This window comes from Achromobacter sp. B7 (assembly GCF_003600685.1).
GTDB classification, from domain to species: Bacteria; Pseudomonadota; Gammaproteobacteria; order Burkholderiales; family Burkholderiaceae_B; genus Achromobacter; species Achromobacter spanius_B.
Window position 1 is genome coordinate 5,744,206 of record NZ_CP032084.1, and the last position, 11,607, is coordinate 5,755,812.

Genomic DNA, 11,607 nt, shown 5'->3' on the forward strand with positions numbered 1-11,607 from the left:
TTGCGGACGGTGAACGGAAAAATTTGCCGTTCAGTGTATGCCCAATCCCCCGCGTTTCAACCCCCGACGGCGCGGCAGAACGCCTGCGCGTCGCCGTCGATGATCACGCCCGACGGCAGGTAGCCTTCGCGCTGCCGCGTCGCGCGCAGTTGCTGCGCCAAGGCCGCATCGCCGCCCACCGCGTAGACAAAGACGCGCACCGATTGCGCCGCCGCGTCACGCAGCAATTGCGGGTTGGCGGCCAGCGTCATCGCGTCCACATGCACACCGACAGGCGCGCCCACCGTTTTGGCAAGATTGGCCAGCCACTGGCGGTTAAGCGAGGGCGCGGTGGCGCGTTGCGATACGTACTTGCCCAGCGGGTTCGCGCTGACGGCGTCCGCGTGGCGCGGGTCGAACACGATCAGGCCCAGATAGCCATCGGGGTCCGTGCCGCGCACGCAGCGCAGTGCCTCGGGAAACGCCGACGTGATCATCCAGTTGCCGTGCGGCAACGCGGTCTTCATGCCGGCGACCAGCTTGCCCACCGGCGCGCAATCGCGGTAGACAACCTTGAGTTCGGCGTTGAAGGTCTTGCCCGGTTGCGTGGCCGCCACTTGCAGCGCATCGTCCAGGAACGGCGGCGGCTGTCCGCCGCCCTGCCCGGCCAGCTTGGCGCCGCGCCAATCCGCGCTGCTCAGTTGCAGCACGGCGCGGCGCCCGACGCCGGTGACCGACCTGCCGGTCAGCACATCGTGGTGCAACACCCAGCGGCCATCCTTCAGGCGCTGCATGTCGATTTCCACGCCGTCCCACTGGCCCGCATACGCCGCGCGGATGGACGCCAGCGAATTCTCCGGCAACGTCGGCGCGCCGCGATGCGCGTGCACCTGCATGCCCAGACACGCGGCGCTGGCGCCCGACCAGGGCATGGCGGCGGCAAGCAGCGCCGCCATCCAGCGTTTAGCCTGCATCGCCGTGATATCCATACTTGATGCCGCCCAGCAAGCGGGTGCGCACCGCTTCGTTGAAGGGATAGGTGTACGCCTGGCCCACCACCACCACGTGCGCCACGTTGGCCAGCACGCGGCGGCGCAGCGCCTGCCCCAGCGATTCATCATCGCGGCCGACGTCGGCGCGCGACATCTGCTGGAACAGTTCGCTTTGGGTCACGCTGTTCTGCATGAACGAAAACGCCGTCCATACACACACCAGCGTCAGCACCAGGGCCAGGCCGGCGGCGCGCGTTGCCGTGCGCCCGGGCTGCTGGCCGGCGGGTGTACGCAGCCACACGAGCAGCTTGGCGATCAGATAAAGCAGCTTGGCAAAGTGGCCCACCGCGCCCAGCAGCGAACACAGCAACGCGACCGGCGGCACGATCGCCGCGCGCGCGGCGTCCTCGCCCAGCTTTTGATGCTGGCCGCCGCGCTGGAAGTCAGACGCGCTGGCGGAAAAGCGCGGCATCGCCTCGTCGACGGCGCGGTCCAGCATGCCGTCGTACAAGCGTTTGAAGCTGGCGGGATCGGTGTAGTTGGCGGCCACGTTCATGCTGGCCGGCACCATCAGCGTCTGGCGCAGCAGCTTTTGCACGCCGGGTCGCGCCACGAAATCCTCGTAGGACAGGCCGGGCGGAATGGCGTCGCCTTCCACATGCACGGTGCGGCTGCGCATGGTCTTCCAATACTGCTGGGCAACCGCCTCGTTGAACGTGGCGCGGTCGTGCGGCTGCCAATCGGCAGGCACCGGGATGCGCTTGCGCACATCTTGCGTGACGCGGCCCTGGTAGCGGGCGGGCACGCGTTCCGGCGTCCAGCCGCGCCGCGACAGGCTATTGCGGTAATCGGACCACGCGCGGTCCTGCTCGCGCGCCAGCCCGATGTCGGACGCAACCGGCACGCCGGCATATTTCTTCCAGCGGTCCGCCACCGACTGCATCACGCTGGTGTAGACCTGGTGATAGCCGCGGATGCCCGGCGCCGTCATGCGCACATCGCGGCCGTCGAACGAAAACGTCTTCATCTGGCGTTGCAGGTCGCTGCGGATGACCTGGCGTTTCTTGGGCTCGACCTTGTCGTCCAGGTTGTCGATGTTGGACAGCAGCACCTGGAACACGGCCAGGAACGCCTTGCCCTCGGGCCGCGCATAGACGCCATCGTCCACCAGGCCATCCAGATGCAGGTCGCCCTGCACCAACGACCGCTGGAGCAGACCGGCGTTGGTGGCGACGCGGCGAAAGTCGGCATCGCGCGTGTCCACCAGCACGTTCACCAGCATCTTGATGGCGCCGAACACCACCAGCGCGGTCACCGCGCAGGCCACGACGATCTTCAGGAACGACGGCTGGCCACCCGTTCGCAGGCGGCGCGTCCACAGCAGTTGCAGCACCACCAGCGCGGCGGCGATGCCCGACAGCGTGCGGCCGAAGAACTCCAGCTCTTCGATGTCGTGCGGCGTGGCGCGGCTGCCCACCACGTCCAGCAGGCGGGCGTTGAAACCCAGTTCAAAGCTCAGGTAGACAACGGTCAGGGCGATCAGGATAAGGATTTGGCGAATCTGGGCTTGCCGCACGTCAATCTCTCAGGTCGATTCGGGTCGAGGTGATTTCCTCGTCGGGCAGGTCCAGCTTGGCGGGCACGCGCGACGCCCCGCCACGCGGTGGTGCGCTGGCGGCGGCGGGCGTGTCGCTGCCGGGCATGCGCTGCACGGGCGGCGGCACCATGCGGCCGTTGCCGGGCGCGGCAACCGCCGTGGTCGGGGCCGAATCCGGCGGGGCGGCTGGCGCGGACTTGCCCGGCCTGGGCGCCTTGGGTGCCCTGCCAGGCTTGGGCTTGGCGGGCGCGGCGGGCGGCGGATAGACGCCGTACTGGCGCAGCGATTCCTGGTAGCCCGCCGGGTACAGCGATTCGTCGGCAAAGGGTTTGGCGCGCGGGTTCATACCGGCAACAGACTTCACGTCGCCACGGCGCATGCGGCCGTCCTGCGTATAAACGAAGCGTTCGATGCCGGACCCCTTCGGGAAGTCCAGCGTCAGGGCGGCGCGGTCGTCTTGCACCAGCACGGCGGGCCGGTCGCGGCAGTTGCCCAGGTCCCAGGACAGCACGTCCGACCCCTGGATGGCCAGCACGGTATAGCGGTAGTCGCAGTTGCGCCGTTGGGTCTCGATGACCACGACGGTGCGCGGGCCGACGTTCTCGGTGCGCGCGATGCGAGCCGAGTCCACGTTTTTCAGGGGCACCACGCGCTGGTTGCCGGACAGCTTGACCGAGAAGTTCTTGCCTTCGCGCCGCAGCGTGCCCTCGCCGCCGTCCTGCAATGGGAACTGGCCGATCTCGGTGCCGAACAACGCCGCCGTGTCCACACCGTAGACCAGCTTGCCGCGCGAGTTGGTCTGGACCGCGCACGCGCTCAGCCCTCCCAGCAACAACAGCATGGTTATCAGGCGCAGGGTCAACGAACGGAATAAGAACGGGTGCATCGAAATCATCAAGGTGTCGGGAAACCGGCCCCGCAATGTATCTCAAAGTTACAAGGCAGGGCCAGGCTTGTTTCAATTCCGGCGGGTAGTCAGGCGCGGCGCGGCTTAGCCGGCGGCGCTTTGCTTCTGTTCCAGCGCGTCCTTGACCAGTTCACCCGCCGCATGACGGATGACGCTGACGCAGCGCGCCACGATGCCGCGCAGCAGCGCTTCGGCCGGCAGCGAGTCGGGCCCCGCCACAAAGCCTTCCACCGAGGCAGAGATGCGCCCGGCCTTGTCGGCGCGGTCCTGCCCCAGGCTGAGCTTGACCGCCTTGCAGCGATGCGTGACCGCGTTCATGACTTCCAGCAGCTGCTCGCGGGTCAGGCCCAGTTCATTGGCGTCGACAAAGCTGGGATACACCAGGCGCAGGAATTCCGGATCGGCGTCGCTCACGCTGAAGAACATCGTGCCCAGGTCGGGATAGCGGAACATCACGTCGCCGTCTTCATCGATGCGGGCGACCAGGCCCAGTTCATCTTGGACCACGGTTTGATACAGGGTCGCCAGGGCGGTGGGGTTGGACATGATGGGGGTTCTCCGTGTGGAAGGTTGGCAGCGGGAAAATCCGTGCCCTTGCCTCTTGCTACGCACGGCATCGAAAAAGGTTCGAAAAAAAATCGAAGAAAGATTGAAGAAAGACCGAAAAAAAATTCCGTCAAAAATAAATCGAACCTTTTTGCCCCCCGCGCATAGCCATTGGTACAGGCATCCATTTGCCGCAACCGAAAAGGAATGACCATGCAAGGTAAAGAGCTGCGCGACGTATTGACCCAGGCCAAGACCCACGGCGGGCGCTGGGCCGCCACCGCCGCCGCCCGAGTCAACCGTGGCGATGCCGTGGGCGCGCTGCTGTTCCTGTTGGCCACCACCGTGTTCTCGGTGCTGACCGTGCGCATGATGGGATCGAACGCCAGCCTCAGCTTCTATGACCTGCTGCGCTTGCAGAATGGCGGCGGCATGCAAGGGTCGATGGGCGGCCAGGCACCCGGCGCGGGCATCTATGCGCTGTTGTGGCTGTTGGCCGTGGTGGGCCCCCTGCTGCCGTCGCTGATGCCGCAACGCGCGGCGCGCCTGGGGTATTTCATGCCGCTGGCGTTGTGGCTGATCGCGCTGATGGGCGTGGTGTCGCAGGTGCGTGAATTGATGGCGGCCACGCGGCAGTTCGCCGGTTTCATGGGCGGCTCGCGCGCCAGCCGTGGCATGGCGGGCGATATGGCGTCCGGCCTGTGGAACAACATGAGCTTTGGATTTGGCTTCTACCTGTCGCTGGCCATCGTGATCGGCTTCACCCTCCGTGGCGTTGCCATCCTGCGCCGCCGCGCTTGATTTTCCGCCCTTGCACGGCTAAGGTGCCGCTGCCCTCGGTTTGCAGGGCGGCGGCGTTCCCTGCCGATGGGCTGACGTTTACTGCGTCCAGTTCGACAACAAGAAACTGAACCATGAACACGCTCGACCCCAAGCGCTACGTCATCAACAACGTCGACGCGCTGCTGCGCATCATGCATGCCGACCCGCGCTACGCGCTGGATTTCCGCAACAAGGCCGAGCAGCACATCACGCTGAAGCTGCGCAAGAAATTCTTCAACGCGTCGCCGGAGGGCGTGGTCGACGCCTTCAACAACGCGCTGATGAAATTCCTGCAAACGCGCACGTTCAAGGATGAAGGCTTTCTGCATGGCCAGCCGGCCGGCGGCTGGGCGGCGCACGAGCTGGCCGTCAGCAAGCTGGGCGGCTACCTGTACCGGGGGTCCTTGCACGAGCTGATCCAGATGCATCGGCGCACGCGACATGAAGTGCCATGGACCGGGCCGGACGCCGATGCCCAGCACGAGGACAACGTGTTTGACGACGCCGAAGACGTGGGCGACCCATCGCCCTTCTCGGACCCCGCCAAAGCGTACGAGCACCTGTCCGTCGTGCAGCGCATGCGCGACTGCCTGAACCAACTGAGCGACACCTTGCGCGCCACGATGTTCCTGTATCTGGACGAAGTGCCGATGGAACAGATCGCCAAGCAGCAAGACCTGCACGTGCCCACCGTCAAGAGCCGGCTGCATGCCGCGCGCAAGCTAGTGACCGACTGCGCGCGCAAAGGAATGGACTGATCATGTCTGAAGACCGTGTACTGTCCTACCTGTCCGGGGAATTGGACGCCGACGAGCGCCGCGCGTTTGAAGCCGAGCTGGCGCGCAACCCCGAATTGCAGGCCGAGGTAGACGAATGGCGCCTGCTGGCGCAAGCACGCCAGATGGCGCATAACGACATCGGCCAGGCCGAGCGCGACACGCAGTTTCTGCACGCGCTGGCCGAACACGTTCGCCCCGCGCCCGCACCGCTTTCGCCACGCGCGCGCCTGTGGCAATGGCTGTGGCCCACGCCCGCCAGCCCGTTGATGCCGCTGGGCTGGGCGTTGGCCATCGCCTTGTCGGTGGTCGTGCTGCTGCAAGCCCCGCGCGAGGGTTTCCAGTCCGACGGCGTGCCGGTGCAGGACGGCACACTGACGCGCGGCGGCGGCGCTTGCCCGCGCTTGGTGGTGGACCTGCCCGACGCCGTCAGCGCCAAGCAATTGCGCAACACCCTGGCGCAGTACGCGGTGTCCATCGTGGCCGGACCCGACGAAGACGGCCGCTTTGTGTTGAGCGCCGCGCGCGAATCCTCGCTGCACGATGCCGCCACGGCGCTGGGCGCGGCAGGCGTTGCGGCGGCACTGCCTGGAGCCTGCCCCACGCCATGAAGTCATGCCGATCCGCCATGTCCGCCACGTCCGCCATGTCCGCCATGCCCTCCATGCCCATCACGTCCGCCCCCAGCCTTAGCCGGACCCGCCGCCGCCTGGTCACCGCCCTGCTAGGCGCCGGCCTGCTGGGCGCCGCCCCGCCAAGCCTGTCCGCGCCGGGCGCCGCCACCGCCGCGCCCACGCCCACTCCCGTTTTGGCCACCCGCCGCTATGCGCTGGTCATCGGCAACGCCCGCTACGCCGTCCCCACCAATGCACTGGCGAACCCGGTCAATGACGCGCGTCTGGTTGCCGACACGCTGCGCCGCCGCAACGTCGACGTCACCTTGCTGACCGACCTGACCACCGCGCAGATGGAAGCGGCCGTCGACGAATTCGCCACGCGAGCAAACGGCGCCGACCTGGCGCTGGTGTACTTCGCCGGCCACGCGGTGGCGGTGGATGACGTGAACTACCTGTTCGGCGTAGAGCTGCCCGTGGCCTTGGCCGACGTGCGCATCCGCACGGCGCAGCAGGGCTCCTTAAGCCTGAAGCGCGTGTCGCAGGCGCTGCGCCGCGCGCAGGTGCGTGCGCGTCTGCTGGTGCTGGACGCCTGCCGTACCAACCTGACGCGTGGCGCACCGTCGGTGGGCCTGGTTCGCGCTGTGCCGGCGGGCGGCGAGCTGATCGCGTTTTCGACGCAGCCCGGCGCCACGGCCGAAGACGGCTTTGGCAATGACGGCCCGCGCCACAGCCCCTATGCGTTTTATTTCGCGCAAGGGTTGGCCGAGCTGCCCGCGTCCGCGCCGGTTGAAACCTTCTTCAAGCAATTGACGGGCGATGTGCAGGTGGCCACCGCTTACCGCCAGGTTCCGCACTACGCCAGCAGCCTGGTCGGCACGGTGACCTTCACCAGTCTGGCCGACGGCCAGACGCCCGCCACGCCCCCGACCGAAGCCGGCCAGCCCGGCCAGGCGGGGCGCGGCCCGTCGCCCACGCTGGGCCGCGACTTGATCAAGGCGCGCATCAGCGCGTGGGAATACGAAGTCGAACGCGGCGCGCAGTACCTGGACGAACCCCGCCTGGCCTCGCTGCAAGCGCGGGCGCAAGCGGGCGACGTGGTGGCCATGACGACCTTGGGCCTGATCCTGGAGAACGGCGAACACGTGCAGCAAGACTACAAGGCTGCCGCCCGCTGGTATCAGCGCGCCGCCGACCAGGGCTTTGCGCCCGCGCAAACCTATCTGGGCGAACTGGCCGGGATGGGGCGCGGCGTACCCAAGAACTACAACGTGGCCGAACGGCTGTTTCGCGACGCCGCCGAAGCCGGCCATCGCCGCGCCGCGCTGGATCTGCTGGACCTGCGCGTACGCATGGGCGAACCGCTGGACCCGCGCGAGTGGGCCGCCGTGCTGCAAGACGTGACGCGCAATCCCATGGGGATGGCGTTGCCCGGCATGCCGCCCATCCAGGGGCTGCCGGACACGCCCTGGATGCGCGCGCTGGGCGTGCGCCCGGCCGGCCAGCCCTGACGTTAACGGGGCGCGCGACTTCGGCTAGGATATTGGCGTTGTCCAACAGAAGGAGTCCGCGATGCCCCTAATGAGACACCTGGTCCTGGCGGTGGCCGCCGCCGTGGCGATGCCGCTGGCCGCGCACGCCGAGAGCGTCACCTTGCAAGCCCAGCGCGCCACCGCGTCATCCGACCCGCACACCGGCGCACGCGTGGTGGATATTGAACTCAAACCCGACAGCCGCAAGGCCCTGGCCGACTTCACCCGTGACCGCGTCGGCAAGCGCATCCAGATCCGGTCAAACGGCATCCTGCTGTCGTCGGCCACGCTGATGAGCCCGCTGGAAGGCGACAGCTTTCGCATCACCGCGGGCGAACACGGCTTTGGCGGCAAGTCGGCCGAGGACATCGCGCAGGGCATCATGAAAGACGGCGGCTTGTCGGTGGACGACGAGAACGTCGCCAAGTAGCCGCCGACGCGCGCTCATCCCGCGATTTCAAACAGGCCGGCCGCGCCCATGCCGCCGCCCACGCACATGGTGACGACGGCATAACGCACCCCGCGCCGCCGGCCTTCAATCAACGCGTGCCCGGCCATGCGCGCCCCCGACATGCCATAGGGATGCCCGATGGCGATGGCGCCGCCGTTGACGTTCAGGCGGTCATCGGGGATGCCCAGCTGGTCGCGGCAGTACAGCACCTGACACGCGAACGCTTCGTTCAGCTCCCACAAACCGATGTCATCGACGGTCAACCCATGCCGCGCCAGCAGGCGGGGCACGGCATGCACCGGCCCGACGCCCATTTCCTCGGGGCCACAACCGGCCACCGCCATGCCGCGATAAATGCCCAGCGGCGTCAGCCCGCGCCGTTGCGCCACGCCCGCTTCCATCACCACGCAGGCCGACGCGCCGTCCGACAATTGCGATGAATTGCCCGCGGTAATGTGTAGGCCCGCATCCAGCCGCTGACCGTTTTTGAACACCGGCTGCAAGGCCGCAAGGCTTGCCAGCGTGGTGTCGGGCCGGTTGCCCTCGTCGCGCGCAAGCGTGACCGGCTGCTCGGTGGTCTGGCCCGTGGCCCGGTCGGTGACCTGCATGACGGCGGAAAGCGGCACGATCTCGTCATCGAAGCGCCCGGCCGCCTGCGCGGCGGCGGTGCGCTGTTGCGAACGCAACGCGTACGCGTCCTGCGCGGCGCGGGGGATGCCGTAGCGGCTGGCTACGATTTCAGCGGTTTCCAGCATGCTCATGAATATTTCCGGCTGCTCGCGCATCAGCGCGTCGTCCAGCCAGCGGTTGCGATTCATGCTGGCGTTCTGCACCAACGAGATCGACTCCAGCCCGCCCGCCACCACGATGTCCATGCCTTCCTGCGTGACCTGTCGCGCGGCCGTCGCAATGGCCATCAGCCCGGACGCGCACTGGCGGTCCAGCGTCATCGCGGCTACATGTACCGGCAACCCGGCGCGCAATGCCGCCTGCTGCGCCACGTTCATGTGCGTGGTGCCCTGCTGCAACGCCGCGCCCAGGATCACGTCTTCGACCTCGCCAGGCGCCACGCCCGCGCGCGCCACGGCGTGCGATATCGCATGGCCGCCCAGGGTCGGGGCGGTGGTGTCGTTGAACGCCCCGCGATACGCCCGTCCGATGGGCGTGCGGGCGGTGGAGACGATGACGGCTTCTCTCATGATGGGTTCCTGATGTGGCGTAGGCGGGTGACGGCGCGGTGTTGCGGACCGGGGGTGTTGCGGACTGTAGGCGCTGCGGACTGTGGGTACTGCGGGATCAGGCGCGCCAGACGGTGTGGCTTTGTTCTCGTGCGAATTGGGCAACGTAGTACGGACCCAGCCCGCCCTTGCCCGTCATGCCCGAGCCCTTCCAGCCGCAAAACGTCTGGATGCCCGGCCACGCGCCCGTCGTCGCGCCGCTGGCGCGGTTGACGTACAGCGCGCCGGCCTGGGCGCGGTTCAGGAACGTGTCGATCTCAGCTTGCTCGCGTGCATAGCAGCCGGCGGCCAGCCCGTAGGCCACCGCGTTGCCGTCGTCGATGGCGGCGTGCAAATCGTCGAACGGCAATACCGACACCAAGGGCAGGAATAATTCCTGGCGGTTCAAGCGGTGATCGGCCGGCAAGCCGGCGACGACGGTAGGCCGCACATAGTGCCCGTACGCCAATTCGCCTGCATTCAAGCGGCGGCCGCCGGCCAGGACTCGACCGCAGGCGTCGGCGTCTTCGCACGCGGTGCGGTAGCGCCGCCACGCAGCTTCGTCGATCAGCGGCCCCATGAAGACGGCGCGGTCGCGCGGGTCGCCCACCACGATGTCGTCGGCCGCCGCGCACAGGCGTTCCAGGAATCGGTCGTACACGGCCGAATGCGCGTAGACCTTGGACCCGGCCGAACACTTCTGCCCTTGCAGGCCGAACGCGGATCGCAGCACGCCTTGCACCGCCACGTCGATATCGGCGCTGGCGGTAACGTAGGTGGGATTCTTGCCGCCCATCTCGGCAATGACGGGCCGCGCGTAGGGCCCGGCGGCCACGGTTTGCAGCAGGTCCATGCCGACATCAAGACTGCCGGTGAATGCGTAGCCATCGATGCCAGTGTGCTGCGCCAGCAACGCGCCCGTCTTCGCGCCGCCATGCACGCCGTTGACGCAGCCGGGCGGCAGGCCCGCGGCATCGCAGGCGCCGAGCAGCAATGCCCCGGTCAGCGCGGCGCGTGGCGACGGCTTGTAGACCACGGCGTTGCCGGCCAGCAGCGCGGCGCACACCATGTTGACCGACAGGGCCAGCGGAAAATTGAACGGCGCGATGACCGCGAACACGCCATACGGGCGCAACACGTCCTGCGTGCTTTCGTTGTCGAACGCGCGCGCCAGGGGTTGCCGGTAACCGTCGCTGCGTTCAGCCTGATCGCAGTAGTAGCGGATCAGGTCCACCGCTTCCTCGGCTTCGCCCAACGCTTCCAGGCGCGACTTGCCGATTTCAATCATCGTGGCCATGGCGAAGTCAAGCTTGCGTTCGGACAGCACCATTGCCAGCCGCCGCAACACCGCGATGCGGGCAGTCCAACCTTGCGCATCCCAGGCCGGCTGCGCGCGCTTGGCGCACGCGATGGCGCGGTCAACCGTGTCGGCATCGGCACATGGAAAGCGGCCGACCATCAACCAATGATCGATTGGCGAATACGCTTCCTGCAACGCTTCGCCGGCCACGAATTCGCCGTTCAGACGGTGACGATGGTCGCGGCCCAGCATGCGCGTTTCAAAGTCGGGAAGGCGCTGGTCCAGCAGGTCGTGTACCGAAGAAAAATCCGCGTGGATATTCGAGTACGTGACGCGAGGCAGGGTGTGGGCGTTCACAGGGGCTCCCGGGGCGGCGTTCTGGTCGGCGTGGCCACGCAAGGCAGCGCATCACGCAGACTTGAGAAGCAAGGGCTCCAGCGCGCGGCGCAACGCCGATGGCAACGGAACCGGTTGACTGGTGGCGCGGTCGACATAGGCGTGGGTGTAGCTGCCCTGCGCGGCGGCGGTCTCGTCGTCGCCACGGAACAGCGCGAATTCATAGGTGACGCTGCTGCGGCCCAGGCGGCCCACGCGCAGACCCAGCACGACGGAATCCGGAAACGACACCGGGCGGAAGTAGGACGTCTGGCTGTGCACCACCAACCCGATCACCGCGCTTTGGCGCAGGTCCAGCACGCCAAGTTCGATCAACGTCTGGTTGACGGCGGTGTCGAAATATTCGTTGTAGACCACGTTATTCATGTGGCCGTAGACATCGGTGTCGCGTAGCCGTGTAGTCATCGGCATCAAGCGCGAGTAGTCGCCGCGCGCGTGGGGCGTGGCGCGTTGCGGGGCGGGGCCGGAGGCAACTTCG

12 protein-coding genes are annotated in these 11,607 nt (G+C 67.4%); 5 read left to right on the forward strand and 7 right to left on the reverse strand.

Going from position 1 to position 11,607, the window contains the following annotated elements:
- Window positions 1-56: 56 nt before the first annotated feature.
- The 4 genes from DVB37_RS25960 to DVB37_RS25975 form a co-directional block, all read right to left on the reverse strand.
- The gene (locus DVB37_RS25960) at window positions 57-953 is read right to left on the reverse strand and encodes a glycerophosphodiester phosphodiesterase (RefSeq protein WP_240434007.1); all 897 of its coding nucleotides are present in this window, start codon (window positions 951-953) and stop codon (window positions 57-59) included.
- On the reverse strand, window positions 943-2,547 hold the full coding sequence (locus DVB37_RS25965) for a hypothetical protein (RefSeq protein WP_120157165.1): 1,605 nt from the start codon (window positions 2,545-2,547) through the stop codon (window positions 943-945). The genes DVB37_RS25960 and DVB37_RS25965 overlap by 11 nt, the downstream gene beginning before the upstream one ends.
- Before the next feature lies 1 nt (window position 2,548).
- Window positions 2,549-3,454 carry a hypothetical protein gene (locus tag DVB37_RS25970; protein ID WP_104142835.1) on the reverse strand — a complete coding sequence of 302 codons (906 nt, stop codon included), beginning with the start codon at window positions 3,452-3,454 and terminating at the stop codon, window positions 2,549-2,551.
- 105 nt (window positions 3,455-3,559) lie between these two features.
- Window positions 3,560-4,021, reverse strand: coding sequence for a hypothetical protein (locus DVB37_RS25975; protein ID WP_104142720.1), 462 nt, complete (start codon window positions 4,019-4,021; stop codon window positions 3,560-3,562).
- A gap of 213 nt (window positions 4,022-4,234) precedes the next feature.
- Here DVB37_RS25975 and DVB37_RS25980 point away from each other — a divergent pair, with 213 nt between their 5' ends.
- From DVB37_RS25980 to DVB37_RS26000, 5 genes are all read left to right on the forward strand, one after another.
- A complete protein-coding gene (locus DVB37_RS25980; protein ID WP_046803198.1) occupies window positions 4,235-4,822 on the forward strand; it encodes a hypothetical protein in 588 nt (195 codons plus the stop codon).
- Between the two features lie 113 nt (window positions 4,823-4,935).
- Window positions 4,936-5,601: an RNA polymerase sigma factor gene (locus DVB37_RS25985; RefSeq protein WP_120157166.1), complete on the forward strand. Its 666-nt coding sequence runs from the start codon at window positions 4,936-4,938 to the stop codon at window positions 5,599-5,601.
- Between the two features lie 2 nt (window positions 5,602-5,603).
- Entirely contained in the window at window positions 5,604-6,230 is a 627-nt protein-coding gene (locus tag DVB37_RS25990) for an anti-sigma factor (RefSeq protein WP_120157167.1), read from the forward strand.
- A 17-nt stretch (window positions 6,231-6,247) separates the two neighbouring features.
- On the forward strand, window positions 6,248-7,744 hold the full coding sequence (locus DVB37_RS25995) for a caspase family protein (protein ID WP_305782003.1): 1,497 nt from the start codon (window positions 6,248-6,250) through the stop codon (window positions 7,742-7,744).
- A gap of 61 nt (window positions 7,745-7,805) precedes the next feature.
- Window positions 7,806-8,195, forward strand: coding sequence for a hypothetical protein (locus DVB37_RS26000; protein ID WP_046803195.1), 390 nt, complete (start codon window positions 7,806-7,808; stop codon window positions 8,193-8,195).
- Between the two features lie 14 nt (window positions 8,196-8,209).
- Here the strand turns inward: DVB37_RS26000 and DVB37_RS26005 are convergent, their stop codons facing one another.
- The 3 genes from DVB37_RS26005 to DVB37_RS26015 form a co-directional block, all read right to left on the reverse strand.
- Entirely contained in the window at window positions 8,210-9,415 is a 1,206-nt protein-coding gene (locus DVB37_RS26005; protein WP_120157168.1) for an acetyl-CoA C-acyltransferase, read from the reverse strand.
- 97 nt (window positions 9,416-9,512) lie between these two features.
- On the reverse strand, window positions 9,513-11,090 hold the full coding sequence (locus tag DVB37_RS26010) for an aldehyde dehydrogenase family protein (protein WP_120157656.1): 1,578 nt from the start codon (window positions 11,088-11,090) through the stop codon (window positions 9,513-9,515).
- Between the two features lie 51 nt (window positions 11,091-11,141).
- The gene (locus tag DVB37_RS26015; protein WP_120157657.1) at window positions 11,142-11,540 is read right to left on the reverse strand and encodes a thioesterase family protein; all 399 of its coding nucleotides are present in this window, start codon (window positions 11,538-11,540) and stop codon (window positions 11,142-11,144) included.
- Between the last annotated feature and the right edge of the window lie 67 nt (window positions 11,541-11,607).

Excerpts from the sequence above, each read along its gene's own strand:
- DVB37_RS25960 (WP_240434007.1), bottom strand. The coding sequence starts at position 953 with ATGCAGGCTAAACGCTGGATGGCGGCGCTGCTTGCCGCCGCCATGCCC.
- DVB37_RS25970 (WP_104142835.1), bottom strand. The coding sequence starts at position 3,454 with ATGCACCCGTTCTTATTCCGTTCGTTGACCCTGCGCCTGATAACCATG.
- DVB37_RS25975 (WP_104142720.1), bottom strand. The coding sequence starts at position 4,021 with ATGTCCAACCCCACCGCCCTGGCGACCCTGTATCAAACCGTGGTCCAA.
- DVB37_RS25980 (WP_046803198.1), top strand. The coding sequence starts at position 4,235 with ATGCAAGGTAAAGAGCTGCGCGACGTATTGACCCAGGCCAAGACCCAC.
- DVB37_RS25985 (WP_120157166.1), top strand. The coding sequence starts at position 4,936 with ATGAACACGCTCGACCCCAAGCGCTACGTCATCAACAACGTCGACGCG.
- DVB37_RS25990 (WP_120157167.1), top strand. The coding sequence starts at position 5,604 with ATGTCTGAAGACCGTGTACTGTCCTACCTGTCCGGGGAATTGGACGCC.
- DVB37_RS25995 (WP_305782003.1), top strand. The coding sequence starts at position 6,248 with ATGTCCGCCACGTCCGCCATGTCCGCCATGCCCTCCATGCCCATCACG.
- DVB37_RS26000 (WP_046803195.1), top strand. The coding sequence starts at position 7,806 with ATGCCCCTAATGAGACACCTGGTCCTGGCGGTGGCCGCCGCCGTGGCG.
- DVB37_RS26005 (WP_120157168.1), bottom strand. The coding sequence starts at position 9,415 with ATGAGAGAAGCCGTCATCGTCTCCACCGCCCGCACGCCCATCGGACGG.
- DVB37_RS26015 (WP_120157657.1), bottom strand. The coding sequence starts at position 11,540 with ATGCCGATGACTACACGGCTACGCGACACCGATGTCTACGGCCACATG.